This window comes from Mucilaginibacter sp. PPCGB 2223 (assembly GCF_001705515.1).
Taxonomy (GTDB): Bacteria; Bacteroidota; Bacteroidia; order Sphingobacteriales; family Sphingobacteriaceae; genus Mucilaginibacter.
This window is the reverse complement of record NZ_MDJS01000003.1, coordinates 372,715-387,364: the sequence shown is the minus strand read 5'-3', so window position 1 is coordinate 387,364 and position 14,650 is coordinate 372,715. Positions and strand designations below refer to the sequence as shown.

The window sequence follows — 14,650 nt, the reverse complement described above, 5'->3', positions numbered from 1 at the left end:
TTTTATCTTATTTTTTGCTCAAAGATCAAATCTTGCTTCCTGAGGCTTGTTTCTTGCTTCTTTTTGTGGGCGTTCCCTGCGGGCCGGGCTGTACGCTCATACTGCACAAGGCCTTAGCCACAAGGCCGGTATCCGCTTCCATCCCTAACGCGTTTTAGTCGAGAGTCTTGAGAGTTATAAGTCAGGAGTCATTCTTCGACTCATGACTCTCGACTAAATGATATTCAGCATCTTCTGCGTAGCCTTTATGGCGCAAACCGCCTGGTCCGAGTCGAGGCCGCGGGTGATGAACTTCTTTTGTTCCGTTTCCCAGGTAATTACGGCTTCGCACAAGGCATCGCTGCTACTTCCTGGGGCTATACGTACTGTATAATCGATCAGTTTAGGCAAACGGAGCTTCTTTTTGTTGTACACTTTCTTCAATGCGTTTATAAAAGCGTCGAACTGGCCGTCGCCTTGTGCATTCTCTTCAAAGCTTTCACCGTCTATCTTTACCGAGATGGTTGCCGACGGGCGGAAACCCATGGCATGCATCAATACGTACGATTCGATTTTAACCTTTTCTTCGTACAGGTTACTGTCCAGCACGTCGGAAATGATGTAGGGCAGGTCTTCCTTGGTTACGGTTTCCTTACGGTCGCCCAGTTCGATAACACGCTGGGTAACTTTTTTCAGGTCGGCATCATTCAGCTTTAAGCCCAGTTCCTGCAAATTCTTTTCGATATTGGCCTTGCCCGATGTTTTGCCTAAAGCATAAGCGCGCTTGCGGCCGAAGCGTTCGGGCAGCAGATCGTTAAAATACAGGTTGTGCTTGTTATCACCATCGGCGTGGATGCCAGCGGTTTGCGTAAACACGTTTTCGCCGACGATCGGTTTATTAGCCGGGATGCGGATGCCCGAAAAAGTTTCTACCAGTTTACTAACTGAATAGATCGACGATTCTTTAAGGCGCATATCCACATCTTTTGCAAAATCTTTGATAACGGCAATCACGCTGGCCATGGGTGCGTTACCGGCACGCTCGCCCATGCCGTTAACGGTGAGATGCAGCCCGTTTACGTTAGCCTTTACGGCTTCCAAAACGTTGGCGGTGCCCAGGTCGTAATCGTTGTGGGCATGGAAATCAAAGTGTGTTTCGGGGTATTTAGCCCTGATCTGCGACAGGTATTTGTACGTTTCTTCGGGAGTTAACACACCTAAAGTATCGGGCAGTAAGATCCGTTTTACGGGTTGTTTGATTAAAAAATCCAAAAACTCAAACACATAATCGGGCGAGTTGCGCATGCCGTTGCTCCAGTCTTCCAGGTAAACGTTGGTGGCGATACCGCTCTTCGCGGCCAGGCCGATCACGTGCGCTATCTCGGCAAAATGCTGCTCAGGTGTTTTTTTAAGCTGGTGGGTGAGGTGATTCATGGAACCCTTGGTTAACAGGTTCTGTACCCTGGCGCCTGCTTTTACCATCCAGTCGATCGAAACGCCGTTATCAACGAAGGTTAAAACCTCAATACGGTCGGCATACCCATTAATTTCGGCCCAGTCTAAAATACTTTTTACGGCCTGAAACTCACCTTCGGATACACGGGCCGACGCGATCTCCACGCGGTCGACATGCAGCTCTTCCAGCAAGAGCTGCGTAATGGTTAATTTTTCGGATGCCGAAAACGATACGCCCGAGGTTTGTTCACCATCGCGGAGTGTCGTGTCCATTATCTCTATTTTCCTTCGTTCCATTTTAATGGATAGTATTTATGCTGCGGTGTGGCAGCGGTTATATAGCGTAAAAGCGTTTCATGATCTATGAAACGCTTTTAGCTTTTTTAATGATCATGTTTTAAAGCGGCAGTTGCGATGCAAACTCCTCAATATCCGATTTGATGTTCAACAGGTAATCAATATCGTCGAAACCGTTCATCAGGTTTTCTTTTTTGTACGGGCTAATGTCGAAGCTTTCCTTTTCGCCGGTGCTCACCAATGTAACGGTTTGCTCGGGCAGGTTAACCTCAATTTCGGTTTTAGGGTTAGCGTGGATGGCGGTAAAGATCTTTTCGGCAAATTCCGGGCTAACCTGTACCGGCAATACACCGATGTTTAAGCAATTATTTTTAAAGATATCGGCAAAAAAGCTCGAGATCACGCAGCGGAAACCATAATCGTAAATTGCCCAGGCTGCATGTTCGCGCGATGAGCCCGAACCAAAGTTTTTACCGCCAACCAGTATTTTACCGCTGTAAGTTGGGTTGTTCAATACAAAGTCCGCTTTTGGGGTGTTATCAGCGTTATAGCGCCAGTCGCGGAACAAGTTATCGCCAAAACCAACACGCTCGGTAGCTTTTAAAAAGCGCGCGGGAATGATCTGGTCGGTATCCACGTTTTCTATCGGAAGCGGGACTGCTGCACTCCGCAATACTGTAAATTTATCGTAAGCCATTTTTATTTAGTTTATAGTCGATGGTCCATAGTCCATAGCAAAAAATGTCTATGGACTATCGACCATGGTCTATGGTCTTTTTTTTTAAACTAATTCTTCAATTAACGTTCTCGGGTCGGTTACTTTGCCGGTTACGGCTGCTGCTGCGGCAACCAGAGGGCTGGCCAGCATGGTGCGCGCACCCGGGCCCTGGCGGCCTTCGAAGTTACGGTTCGAAGTACTCACCGCGTATTTGCCCGCAGGTACTTTGTCGTCGTTCATAGCTAAGCAAGCCGAGCAACCTGGCTGGCGCAGAACAAAACCTGCTTCGGTTAAGATATCCAGCAAGCCTTCTTCTTTAATCTGGCTTTCAACAATGTGTGAGCCGGGTACCAGCCAAACCGTAACGTCATCGGCTTTGTGCTTGCCTTTTACAAGGGAAGTAAACGCCCTGAAATCTTCGATACGGCCATTGGTACAGCTGCCCACGAATACAAAATCAACCTTTTTACCGATCATGCTTTCTCCTTCGTGGAAGCCCATATAACCCAGCGATTTTTCGTAAGTGGCGGCACCGCCTTCAACATGTGCAGCGTCAGGTATCTCGTGCGAGATGCCCATGCCCATACCAGGGTTGGTACCGTAGGTGATCATCGGTTCGATAGAAGCTCCATCGAAAGTATATTCTTTATCAAAAACCGCGTCGGCATCGGTTTTTAAAGTTTTGTAGTAAGCTAAGGCTTTATCCCAGGCTTCGCCTTTAGGGCTAAACTCGCGGCCTTTTACATAGTTGATGGTGGTTTCATCCGGAGCGATCATACCGCCGCGGGCACCCATCTCGATGCTCAGGTTACAAACAGTCATACGGCCTTCCATGGTCATGTTCTCAAAAACATCACCGGCGTACTCCACAAAATAACCTGTAGCGCCCGAAGTTGTTAATTGTGAGATGATGAACAAGGCCACATCTTTCGGCGTAACGCCTTTGCCCAGCTTGCCGTTTACATTAATGCGCATTTTTTTAGGTTTAGGCTGCATAATGCATTGTGTTGCCAAAACCATTTCCACCTCGGAGGTACCGATACCAAAAGCTATCGCACCAAATGCGCCGTGGGTAGAGGTATGGCTGTCGCCGCAAACAATGGTAGCGCCGGGCTGGGTGATACCATACTCAGGACCAACAACGTGTACGATACCATTTTTTTGATGGCCCAAACCCCAGTGGCTGATACCATATTGTTTAGAGTTGGTTTCTAAAGCTTGCAGCTGGTTTGCCGAAAGTGGGTCGGCAACTGGTAAGTGCTGGTTAATGGTTGGCGTGTTATGATCGGCCGTAGCGAATGTACGGTTTGGATATAAAACACCGATGTTACGGCTTTTTAAACCTAAAAAGGCTACCGGGCTGGTTACTTCGTGAATAAGGTGACGATCGATAAACAATACGTCGGGGCCGCCTTCTATTTTACGTACCACGTGCTTGTCCCACACCTTATCAAATAATGTCTTGCTCATTTTTATTCTTATTAATATCTATATTCTTATCGGGTGATTGGTTTATGCTGTTTGTTTTACGGCTTTCATCAGCAAAGTTAAATCATCGTCGTTAATATCCAGTTTACTATCGGCTAAGGTAAGAAAACGATGGTAAGCATCGGCTAATTGTTCCTTATCCAGGTTATGGCCCAGGCGCTCCAAATGGAACTTTAAAGCGTGACGGCCGCTGCGGGCGGTTAATACGATACTCGCGCTCGGGAAGCCCACGTCTTCAGGGCGGATGATCTCGTAGTTCTCGCGGTTCTTTAAAAAACCGTCCTGGTGAATGCCAGAGCTGTGCGCGAATGCATTGCCGCCTACGATAGCTTTGTTGGGCTGTACCGGCATGCGCATTTGGGTGCTTACCATGCGGCTCAGTTCGTAAAAGTTTTTGGTGTTGATGTTGGTATGTAAGCCCAGCGAAGCGTGAGTTTTCAGGATCATGACCACCTCTTCGATAGAGGTATTGCCCGCGCGTTCGCCGATACCGTTGATGGTGCCCTCGATCTGGCGGGCGCCGTTTTGTAAGCCTGCAACCGAGTTGGCGGTGGCCAGGCCAAGGTCGTTATGGCAATGTACCGAGATAATCGCCTTATCTATATTTTTAACGTTTTCTTTGAGGAATTTGATCTTCTGGCCATATTGGTCGGGCAGGCAGTAGCCGTTGGTATCGGGGATGTTGACAACGGTGGCGCCTGCCGCGATGACCGCCTCCACCATCTGAGCCAAGTAGTGTATATCGGCACGGCCCGCATCTTCGGCGTAAAACTCTATGTCTTCGACCGATTTTTTGGCGTATTTAACCGCTTCAACAGCGCGCTCCAATATCTCTTCGCGGGTGCTGTTGAATTTATGTTTGATGTGCATATCCGACGAGCCTATGCCGGTGTGGATACGCGGGTGTTTGGCGTATTGCAAAGCCTCAACAGCGGCATCGATGTCGCCTTTGTTGGCACGGGTAAGCGCGCAAACGGTAGGGGTTTTAACTGCCTTGGATATCTCGACAACGCTTTGAAAATCGCCCGGACTTGAGATAGGGAAGCCTGCCTCGATAATGTCAACGCCCAGCGTTTCCAGTTCGCGGGCTATCTCGATCTTTTCGGGAGTAGTCAACTGGCATCCCGGCACCTGCTCGCCATCGCGGAGCGTGGTATCAAAAACATAAACGCGGTTTGGATCGTGTAACATAGTCTTTAATTTAGTTGTCAGTTGTTAGTTGACAGTTTTCAGTTTCTTTTATGTTGGCTTTTATTCGTTGGTTTTTTCAATTTACAATGGTTTAACTCACCACTGACCACTGACAACTCACAACTCCTTAAAAGCGATAAATCGCAATCTTTTATAATCCGAATACCAGATCCCGTCTTTATAATAAGTAGGGCGCAGCAGTTCGGTAATTTCTTTCAGCATCAGCTGTTTTTGCTCTGAAGGCACGCCTTCAAAATATTGTTCGCCAAACATGGCTATCCATTTGGCTACGCCTTCGTCGCCATCCTGCAGGGCAGTAGGGCGGTCAAAATGCAGGGCAAACGTTACGCGGAAACCATGGCTTTCCAACTCGCTGGTATATTCGCCCAAGCCCGGGAAACGCCATAACATAATTTCGGCTTGTTTGCTGTAGCCGTACTTTAACAGTACCTGTTTTGTTGCGGCAATTAATTGCTGCACGTTGCCTTTGCCACCCATTTCGGCTACAAAGCGGCCGCCGGGTTTAAGGTTGTTGTAAACGCAGCGCATCATGCTGTCGTGATCCTGCACCCAGTGCAGGGCCGCGTTGCTGAATACGGCATCAAACGGTTCGGTAAAACTGAATTTCGATGCATTGGCAACGCTGAAAGATACTTCGGGATAAGTTTCCTTGGCCTTTTGTATCATCTCGGGCGAGTAATCGATGCCTACCACATCGGCACCCAGATCATTGATCTGTTGTGTTAAATAACCGGTACCGCAACCCAGATCAAGGATACGCTCGCCAGGTTGTGCATCCAGCAATTCCAATACACTCTCGCCGTATTGGTATACGAAAGCGTGTTTTTGGTCATATAGTTCAGCGTTCCATTTCATTTTGTTAGTATCAAGTAGCGAGTATCAAGTATCAAGATTCTCTGTCCCTGTAGTTAGTTATCAAGTAGCGAGTATCAAGTATTAAGATTTTTTGTCTTGCTACTTGATACTAACTACTTGCTACTATAATTATGCTTCTACCGGCTGGTTTTCAGGGCGTAAGCTGCGTACGGTTTTGCCCGCCTGCCATAATTCGCTGTTGCGTAATTCTGCTAATTCGGCATCCAGTTTTACACGGTAATCTGGCTGGCTGTTGCTGTCGATAGAGCGTTGCGACTCTTTACCGGTCGCTACACTTTCGTAAAGCTCTTCAAACACAGGTTTGGTAGCATCGCGGAATTTTTTCCACCAATCCAACGCGCCGCGTTGTGCGGTGGTTGAGCAGTTGGCGTACATCCAATCCATACCGTTTTCGGCAACCAATGGCATTAACGATTGGGTCAGCTCTTCAACAGTTTCGTTGAAAGCTTCAGATGGCGTATGGCCCTTGCTGCGCAATACTTCGTACTGAGCGGCAAAGATACCCTGGATACAACCCATCAAAGTACCACGCTCGCCGGTAAGGTCGCTGAATACTTCTTTTTTGAAGTCGGTTTCGAACAGGTAACCGCTGCCTACTGCAATACCTAAAGCGATAACGCGATCCCATGCCTTACCGGTAGCATCCTGGAAGATAGCGAAGCTTGAGTTTAAGCCACGACCTTGCAGGAACATACGGCGCAGTGAAGTACCCGAACCTTTTGGCGCTACTAAAAATACATCAACATCGGCAGGAGGTACGATACCGGTCTGCTCTTTGAAAGTGATACCGAAACCATGAGAGAAGTATAATGCTTTGCCCGGAGTTAAGTGTTTTTGAACGGTTGGCCATAAAGCGATCTGTGCAGCATCGCTCAACAGGTAGCAGATAATGGTACCGCGCTGTAAAGCTTCTTCGATTTCGAAAAGGGTTTCGCCCGGAACGAAGCCATCAGCGATAGCTTTATCCCAGGTTTTTGAATCTTTACGCTGACCAACGATTACGTTGATGCCATTGTCTTTTTGATTAAGCGCCTGACCGGGGCCTTGTACACCGTAACCGATAACTGCTACAGTTTCGTTTTTTAATACTTCCTGAGCTTTAGCTAACGGGAACTCTTCGCGGGTTACTACATTTTCTACTGTGCCGCCGAAATTTAGTTGTGCCATTTGATTATTGTTTTTGATTACACCGATGTTTATTTGATTACACCGATTATTGGGTTTTATTGATTTGTTTTATTTTGATTTTTTAATTTTTGACTTTGCAACCTACATCGTAAACACCTTTTCGCCTTTGTTCAGGTACTCGTTCTCAAATACCTCTTCGCCTGGTTCGCGCTGTTCAAATTCGCGCAGTTTGCGGTTAAAGCCGTCGCTGTCCTTAATAATAGCTACACGGGCGCTGCGAACAAATTCTATCAATCCGTAAGGCTGCAATATCGCGATCAGGTTATCTGTCTCTTCGCGGTGGCCGGTAGTTTCGAACACGGTGTAATCTTTACGGATCACAACCGCGCGGGCACCGTTTTCGCGGAGTAAACGCTCAACGCTTACCTTTTCGGCGATAACATCTGTCGATACTTTGTACAGCGCCAGTTCCTGCCAGATCACATCCTCGTTGGTGTGATAGTATACTTTTAATACTTCGACCTGCTTTTCGATCTGGCGGCAGATCTTACGTACTACGTCTTCGGTTTCGGTGATCACGATATTAAAGCGATGGATGCTTTCGATCTCCGACGGGGAGGTATTGAGGCTGTCGATATTGATCTTACGACGGCTAAATATGATGGCGATACGGTTTAACAGGCCGATCTGATTTTCGGTGTAAACGGTAATGTTAAATTCTTGCTTTTCCATTGTTGTCTCTTGCTTCTTGACTCTTGGTTCTTGCCCCTTTTACTTCAATCTGATCTCGCTTACGCTGCAACCCTGCGGTACCATCGGGAACACGTTATTTTCTTTGGTTACCATTACTTCGAGCAGGAAAGATCCTTTGTGATCGAGCATTTGTTTTAATGCCGACTGCAGGTCGCCGCGCTGATCGATGCTTTTACCGGCAATGCCGTAAGCGCTTGCAAGGGTCACGAAATCGGGGCTCTGGATATCGACGAACGAATAACGGCGCTCGTTAAACAGCTCCTGCCACTGGCGAACCATGCCCAGGAAACGGTTGTTGAGGATGATGATCTTCACCTCGATACCGGTTTGCATAATAGTGCCCAACTCCTGCAAAGTCATCTGGAAACCGCCATCGCCGATAACGGCTACAACGGTGCGTTGCTGTGCGCCAAACTTAGCGCCGATGGCTGCCGGCAGGGCAAAGCCCATGGTGCCTAAACCACCGCTGGTAACGTTGCTGCGCGTGTTGTTAAATTTAGCATAACGGCAGGCCACCATTTGGTGCTGGCCAACATCGGTAACAATAACCGCTTCGCCTTTGGTTAAGGTGTTGAGCTGATTGATCACCTCGCCCATGGTCATTTCTTCGGTGGTTGGGTTAAGTTCTTTTTCGATAACTGCTTCAACTTCCTGTTTGGTATATTCTGCAAACCGGGCTAACCATTCGGTGTGCTTTTTCTCTTCAACCAAAGCGGTTAATAAAGGCAATGTTTCTTTACAATCGCCCCAAACGGGTACGGTTGTTTTTACGTTTTTGTCGATCTCGGCAGGGTCGATATCCAGGTGGACAACCTGTGCCTGTTTGGCGTATTTATCTAAACGGCCGGTAACACGGTCGTCAAAACGCATCCCGATAGCGATCAAAACATCGCACTCGTTGGTTAAAACGTTAGGACCGTAATTGCCGTGCATACCCAGCATACCTACGTTTAAAGGGTGATCGGTTGGGATAGCGCCTGCGCCCAGAACTGTCCATGCCGATGGGATACCGCTTTTTTCGATAAAGGCTTTAAACTCCTGCTCGGCGCTGCCTAAAATTACACCTTGCCCGAATAGGATAAATGGCTTCTTTGCTTTATTGATCAGTTCGGCAGCCTGCTCAACATATTGATGCCTAACCACCGGTTTTGGTTTGTAGCTGCGGATGTGGTTACATTTCACATAACCTTCAAAATCAAACTTCTGGATCTGTGCGTTTTTGGTGATATCGATCAAAACCGGACCGGGGCGACCGCTTTTGGCGATGTAAAACGCTTTGGCGATAACTTCGGGGATCTCGGTAGCATCGGTAACCTGGTAGTTCCATTTGGTAACCGGGGTAGTGATGTTGATCACGTCGGTTTCCTGGAAGGCATCGGTACCTAAAAGGTGCGCAAACACCTGGCCGGTGATGCAAACCAAAGGTGTGCTGTCGATCTGCGCATCGGCTAAGCCGGTTACGAGGTTAGTAGCGCCCGGGCCGCTGGTAGCGAATACCACGCCAACTTTACCCGAGGTACGCGCGTAGCCCTGGCCTGCATGGATGCCGCCCTGCTCGTGGCGAACAAGGATGTGGTTTAGCTTATCGCTATAATCGTAAAGGGCGTCGTATATCGGCATGATGGCGCCGCCCGGATAACCGAATATGGTATCAACCTCTTCGGCTATCAATGCTTCCAACAAAGCTTCGGAACCGGTAATGTTAACCGTTTCTTTTTTTGTCTGTTCGATGGTTATGTCTTGCTGTGCAACTTCCATAATCTTATTTTTTTGTGATCTCACCGATTTTTTGATGATTTCACCGATTTGTCTTTTTCGTTGTTTTGACCGCTTTTAGCTTTGTGCTTTTCGCTTCCAGCTCTATAAATCGGTTACGCAACCTTCGGCTGCTGTTGATACCGATTTGGCATATTTATATAACAAACCTTTGCTGACTCGGAGCTGTGGCTGTTTCCAGGCCGCGCGGCGTGCCGCGATCTCTTCGTCGCTTACTATTAAATCGATCGTGTTTTTGGTGGCATCGATAATGATCTTATCATCATCGTTAACCAAACCCAGTAAACCGCCATCGTAACATTCGGGAGTAATGTGGCCAACTACAAAACCATGTGTACCACCGCTAAAACGGCCATCGGTAATTAACGCTACCGAAGCGCCTAAACCGGCGCCAAATATGGCCGAGGTTGGTTTTAGCATTTCGGGCATACCCGGCGCGCCTTTAGGGCCAACATTTTTGATCACGACCACATCGCCGGCTTTTACTTTACCACTTTGGATACCGTGGATCAGCTCGAACTCGCCATCAAATACCCGGGCAGGGCCTTCAAAACGTTCGCCCTCTTTACCGCTGATCTTGGCAACGCTGCCGCCAGAGGCCAGGTTACCGTACAATATCTGTAGGTGGCCGGTGGCTTTGATCGGGTTTTCTTTAGGGAAAATGATCTTCTGGGTATCAAAGTTAAGTTCCGGAACGTCGGCTAAATTTTCGGCCAGTGTTTTCCCGGTAACGGTTAAGCAGCTACCATCTATCCATCCCAATTTTAACAGGTATTTCATAACAGCAGGTACACCGCCAATGTTGTGCAGGTCTTCCATCATGTATCTGCCGCTTGGCTTCATATCGGCTAAAACCGGGATGCGGTTACTCACGCTTTGAAAATCATCCTGCGTCAATTCAACATCAACACTTTTTGCTATGGCAATGAGGTGTAATACCGCGTTGGTCGAACCGCCCAGTACCATAATGGTAACAATAGCGTTTTCGAAAGCCTGGCGCGTCATGATATCCGACGGTTTGATGTCTTTCTCTAACAATACCTTGATAGCTTTACCGGCGGCTAAACATTCGTCTTTCTTTTCCTGGCTCAAGGCTGGGTTTGAGGAGGAGTAAGGCAAACTCATACCCAAAGCCTCGATAGCTGCAGCCATAGTATTAGCGGTATAGATACCGCCGCAGGCACCGGCGCTTGGGCAGGCATTTTTAATGATGCCCATAAAATCAGCATCATCTATCTGCCCGGCTATCTTTTTGCCTAAAGCCTCGAAAGCTGATACGATATTCAAATCTTCGCCTTTCCAATGGCCGGGCTTAATAGTACCACCGTATACCATGATAGACGGGCGGTTTAAACGGCCCATAGCCATTAATGAGCCTGGCATATTTTTATCGCATCCGGGCAGGGTGATCAGGCCATCATAATATTGCGCACCGCAAACAGCTTCTATCGAATCGGCAATCACATCGCGGCTAACCAGCGAGTAGCGCATGCCTTCGGTACCATTACTCATACCATCGCTCACACCAATGGTGTGAAATATCAGGCCCACCAACTCCTCATCCCAGATACCTTGTTTTACGATCTTAGCCAGATCGTTAAGGTGCATGTTGCAGGTATTGCCATCATAACCCATGCTGGCCACGCCCACCTGCGCCTTTTTCATATCCTCATCGGTTAAGCCAATGCCATATAACATGGCCTGGGCCGCCGGTTGGGTAGGGTCCTGTGTTAGTGTTTTGCTGTACTTGTTTAGTTCGACGGTATTTGTAGTAGTACTCATATATTTTTTTAGATCGGTCTTTAAAAAAAACGCCTTCTCATTTTATTGGGAAGGCGTTTTGGTTGTTGGGATTTATTATAGTTTAAAACGCTTCCCGCATTGATGTACCGGTGCCAGCACCAGCAGCTGAATTTGAATACCCAGAACACTGAGCAGAATACCATTAAGAATGACCGGGATCCGGCTTCTTAAAAGGTTTAAATTTGCTGTTGAGATCAGGTTCATTAGATATCAAAATTCTATATCTGTAAGATAGAGAGTTCAGTTTTAACTGGCAATACCCTATCGTTGTTTTTTGAAATAAGTATATTATTTTGATTAATATAAAATTTCAGTATAAAATATTGAATTATTTGTATTTGTAGAATTTATAATGGTGTCTCGTATACCAAAGTTAATTTCGGTATACGGTATGCGATTTGTCAGATTTTTGTAACCGGCCAAAATTCTGCCTGAAATTGCCCGACTGGCTCAAAAATTGTGTAATTTCAGGTGTGTTTTTCAGGGTAGAAAAGCAGCACAAAAAACGGACAGTGATGATACTATTTGCTTATGCCTCGAACATGAACGTAACCGACTTTACACGGTCGTTACCTTCGGCCCGTAAATTAGGTAATGCCTACCTTCCGGGACATGCTTTTGTATTTAATAAAACGGCGAAGGACCGATCATCAAAGGCTAATGTGATGCCGGTAGATAATCCCGATGTGCCGGTGTGGGGAGTGCTGCTCGAGTTTAATGATGAAGATGCAAGGATATTTGATAAAGGCGACTGGCATAAGCACATGGAATTAAAGCCCATGCAATGCGTGGATGTGCAGGGTAACCTGGTTACGGCTCACGTTTTTATATCGCTGCCGCACGCCGTTAACGAATATTTACTGCCATATGATTGGTATAAAGAAAAACTGGTGACTTTGGCTGCGATGCAAAATTTGCCGGCTAACTATATAGCTGCATTGAAACTGATGCCGGCCAAGCCTGATCCAAATGTGAAGCGCGCGGAAAGGCGGATGAAGAAGTTTAGGGAAAGCCTTTGAGATTTCAGATTTTCGATTTCGGATTTTTTGATCTGCGACCCATATAAACTAATGTGTCATTGCGAGCGATAGCGTGGCAATCTCTTGCTATACAGAGCAGCTATGCAAGTTCGCCTTTCTCCGTGCGATTGCTTCGTGCCTCGCAATGACATGGAGAAATAAGCGCGTATGAAAAACAAAAGCCCGGGATGTTTACATCCCGGGCTTTTCAATAAAAAATTATTAAAGCTTACTTGCCTTCACGTTGGGCGATGCCTTCGGCTAAAACAACTACTTTGTTATCGAGCACTTCAACAACGCCGCCTTTTACCAGGTAAACGTCTTCGTGCCCGCTGCCGCGAACGATCAGTTTTCCGTCATCCAGCGTAGAGATGATAGGGGCGTGGTTATTCAATATCTCAAACGATCCCATCGAACCAGGAACCGTTACAGAACGAACTTCGCCTTCGAAAACCTTTTTGTCGGGGGTTAATATTTCTAAATTCATCTTTTGCGTATTGCGTAGTGGGTATTGCGTATTGCGATAGAGGTTTTAAAGTCTCAATACGCAATACGCATATCTCAATACTATCCGTTTGCTTCAGCGTTCAGTTTTTTACCTTTTTCAATGGCATCTTCAATAGTACCAACTAAGTTGAAAGCAGCCTCAGGGTACTCGTCAACTTCGCCGTCCATGATCATATTGAAGCCTTTGATGGTATCTTTAATATCAACCAGTACACCTTTTAAGCCGGTAAACTGCTCGGCAACGTGGAAAGGTTGTGATAAGAAACGCTGTACACGGCGTGCACGCGATACTACTAATTTATCTTCCTCACTTAACTCATCCATACCTAAGATGGCGATGATATCCTGAAGCTCTTTGTAACGTTGCAGGGTTTCCTTAACACGTTGAGCGGTGTTGTAGTGCTCATCGCCTAATACAACAGGGTTCAAAATACGTGAAGTCGAATCCAATGGATCCACCGCAGGGTAGATACCTAACTCGGCAATTTTACGTGATAATACGGTTGTGGCATCCAAGTGGGCGAAGGTTGTGGCCGGCGCAGGGTCGGTCAAGTCATCCGCAGGTACGTAAACGGCCTGTACCGAAGTAATCGAACCGCGTTTTGTTGAAGTGATACGTTCCTGCATCAAACCCATCTCGGTAGCCAGTGTCGGCTGGTAACCTACCGCCGATGGCATACGGCCTAACAGAGCCGATACTTCAGCGCCTGCCTGGGTGAAACGGAAGATGTTATCAACGAAGAAAAGGATATCCTTACCCTGGCCTTCGCCTTCACCATCACGGTAATATTCGGCAACGGTTAATCCCGAAAGGGCAACACGTGCACGTGCACCCGGCGGCTCGTTCATTTGGCCGAACACCAGGGTAGCTTTTGATTCTTTTAATTTTTCTTTATCCACAACGCTCAGATCCCAGCCGCCTTCTTCCATCGAGTGTTTAAAGGCATCGCCGTAGTTGATTACGTTCGATTCGATAAACTCGCGCAGTAAGTCGTTACCTTCGCGGGTACGCTCGCCCACACCGGCAAATACCGATAAACCGGCATATGCTTTCGCGATGTTGTTTACCAGCTCCATGATCAATACGGTTTTACCTACACCGGCACCACCGAACAGACCGATCTTACCACCTTTTACATAAGGCTCCAGCAAGTCGATTACTTTGATACCTGTATATAGTACTTCGGTCTCGGTTGATAACTGGTCGAATTTTGGCGGTTTATTGTGGATAGGGTAGCCATTAGAGTTGTCTAACTGATCGATACCGTCAATAGCGTCGCCTACAACATTCAATAAACGGCCTTTTATTCCTTCGCCAACTGGCATTTTGATAGCCGATTTGGTATCCAGTACTGGCATACCGCGTAATAAGCCGTCGGTCGAGTCCATCGCAATGGCACGTACACGGTCTTCACCTAAATGTTGTTGAACTTCGAGAACGATTTTCTGACCATTCTCTTTTGTGATCTCTAATGCATCAAAGATACGGGGCAGCTCGGCATCATCTGCAAAGCTAACGTCAACTACCGGACCGATGATCTGGGCTATTTTTCCAATGTTTGGCATACTGCTATGGGTAATTCTTTTTTAAATTATCGCAAACAACTTGCGTTTTTATACCTTATTGTTTCGGGTTGCA

Annotated in this window: 12 protein-coding genes; 1 reads left to right on the top strand and 11 read right to left on the bottom strand. The window is 47.1% G+C overall.

The window, feature by feature from the left end:
• Window positions 1-213 precede the first annotated feature (213 nt).
• The 9 genes from BEL04_RS16455 to ilvD form a co-directional block, all read right to left on the bottom strand.
• Window positions 214-1,731 (bottom strand): alpha-isopropylmalate synthase regulatory domain-containing protein, encoded by a 1,518-nt coding sequence (locus BEL04_RS16455; protein ID WP_066005879.1) that lies wholly within the window; start codon window positions 1,729-1,731, stop codon window positions 214-216.
• A gap of 100 nt (window positions 1,732-1,831) precedes the next feature.
• Window positions 1,832-2,428 (bottom strand): 3-isopropylmalate dehydratase small subunit, encoded by a 597-nt coding sequence (gene leuD / locus BEL04_RS16450; protein WP_066005878.1) that lies wholly within the window; start codon window positions 2,426-2,428, stop codon window positions 1,832-1,834.
• Between the two features lie 84 nt (window positions 2,429-2,512).
• On the bottom strand, window positions 2,513-3,919 hold the full coding sequence (gene leuC / locus BEL04_RS16445) for a 3-isopropylmalate dehydratase large subunit (RefSeq protein ID WP_066005877.1): 1,407 nt from the start codon (window positions 3,917-3,919) through the stop codon (window positions 2,513-2,515).
• Window positions 3,920-3,961: 42 nt separating this feature from the next.
• Window positions 3,962-5,128, bottom strand: a complete 1,167-nt coding sequence (locus BEL04_RS16440; protein ID WP_083227961.1) for a 2-isopropylmalate synthase — start codon at window positions 5,126-5,128, stop codon at window positions 3,962-3,964.
• 117 nt (window positions 5,129-5,245) lie between these two features.
• Window positions 5,246-6,004, bottom strand: coding sequence for a trans-aconitate 2-methyltransferase (locus BEL04_RS16435; protein WP_066005876.1), 759 nt, complete (start codon window positions 6,002-6,004; stop codon window positions 5,246-5,248).
• A 129-nt stretch (window positions 6,005-6,133) separates the two neighbouring features.
• Complete coding sequence (ilvC, locus tag BEL04_RS16430; RefSeq protein ID WP_066005875.1) at window positions 6,134-7,192, bottom strand: ketol-acid reductoisomerase; 1,059 nt, start codon at window positions 7,190-7,192, stop codon at window positions 6,134-6,136.
• A 102-nt stretch (window positions 7,193-7,294) separates the two neighbouring features.
• Window positions 7,295-7,885: an acetolactate synthase small subunit gene (ilvN, locus tag BEL04_RS16425; RefSeq protein ID WP_066005874.1), complete on the bottom strand. Its 591-nt coding sequence runs from the start codon at window positions 7,883-7,885 to the stop codon at window positions 7,295-7,297.
• Window positions 7,886-7,924: 39 nt separating this feature from the next.
• Complete coding sequence (gene ilvB, locus BEL04_RS16420) at window positions 7,925-9,664, bottom strand: biosynthetic-type acetolactate synthase large subunit (RefSeq protein WP_066005873.1); 1,740 nt, start codon at window positions 9,662-9,664, stop codon at window positions 7,925-7,927.
• Window positions 9,665-9,766: 102 nt separating this feature from the next.
• A complete protein-coding gene (ilvD, locus tag BEL04_RS16415) occupies window positions 9,767-11,464 on the bottom strand; it encodes a dihydroxy-acid dehydratase (RefSeq protein WP_066005872.1) in 1,698 nt (565 codons plus the stop codon).
• Between the two features lie 536 nt (window positions 11,465-12,000).
• On the opposite strand from ilvD, the gene BEL04_RS16410 reads away from it, so the two are divergent.
• A complete protein-coding gene (locus tag BEL04_RS16410; protein ID WP_139113077.1) occupies window positions 12,001-12,504 on the top strand; it encodes a gamma-glutamylcyclotransferase family protein in 504 nt (167 codons plus the stop codon).
• 229 nt (window positions 12,505-12,733) lie between these two features.
• Here the strand turns inward: BEL04_RS16410 and atpC are convergent, their stop codons facing one another.
• Together atpC and atpD are read right to left on the bottom strand one after the other, a co-directional pair.
• Window positions 12,734-12,991 carry an ATP synthase F1 subunit epsilon gene (gene atpC, locus BEL04_RS16405; RefSeq protein WP_066005870.1) on the bottom strand — a complete coding sequence of 86 codons (258 nt, stop codon included), beginning with the start codon at window positions 12,989-12,991 and terminating at the stop codon, window positions 12,734-12,736.
• 80 nt (window positions 12,992-13,071) lie between these two features.
• Window positions 13,072-14,577: a F0F1 ATP synthase subunit beta gene (gene atpD, locus BEL04_RS16400; protein WP_066005869.1), complete on the bottom strand. Its 1,506-nt coding sequence runs from the start codon at window positions 14,575-14,577 to the stop codon at window positions 13,072-13,074.
• Window positions 14,578-14,650 lie beyond the last annotated feature (73 nt).

What these genes read in the sequence shown, in the direction of transcription:
- BEL04_RS16455 (WP_066005879.1), bottom strand. Translation starts at nt 1,731, where the DNA reads ATGGAACGAAGGAAAATAGAGATAATGGACACGACACTCCGCGATGGT.
- leuD (WP_066005878.1), bottom strand. Translation starts at nt 2,428, where the DNA reads ATGGCTTACGATAAATTTACAGTATTGCGGAGTGCAGCAGTCCCGCTT.
- leuC (WP_066005877.1), bottom strand. Translation starts at nt 3,919, where the DNA reads ATGAGCAAGACATTATTTGATAAGGTGTGGGACAAGCACGTGGTACGT.
- BEL04_RS16440 (WP_083227961.1), bottom strand. Translation starts at nt 5,128, where the DNA reads ATGTTACACGATCCAAACCGCGTTTATGTTTTTGATACCACGCTCCGC.
- BEL04_RS16435 (WP_066005876.1), bottom strand. Translation starts at nt 6,004, where the DNA reads ATGAAATGGAACGCTGAACTATATGACCAAAAACACGCTTTCGTATAC.
- ilvC (WP_066005875.1), bottom strand. Translation starts at nt 7,192, where the DNA reads ATGGCACAACTAAATTTCGGCGGCACAGTAGAAAATGTAGTAACCCGC.
- ilvN (WP_066005874.1), bottom strand. Translation starts at nt 7,885, where the DNA reads ATGGAAAAGCAAGAATTTAACATTACCGTTTACACCGAAAATCAGATC.
- ilvB (WP_066005873.1), bottom strand. Translation starts at nt 9,664, where the DNA reads ATGGAAGTTGCACAGCAAGACATAACCATCGAACAGACAAAAAAAGAA.
- ilvD (WP_066005872.1), bottom strand. Translation starts at nt 11,464, where the DNA reads ATGAGTACTACTACAAATACCGTCGAACTAAACAAGTACAGCAAAACA.
- BEL04_RS16410 (WP_139113077.1), top strand. Translation starts at nt 12,001, where the DNA reads ATGATACTATTTGCTTATGCCTCGAACATGAACGTAACCGACTTTACA.
- atpC (WP_066005870.1), bottom strand. Translation starts at nt 12,991, where the DNA reads ATGAATTTAGAAATATTAACCCCCGACAAAAAGGTTTTCGAAGGCGAA.
- atpD (WP_066005869.1), bottom strand. Translation starts at nt 14,577, where the DNA reads ATGCCAAACATTGGAAAAATAGCCCAGATCATCGGTCCGGTAGTTGAC.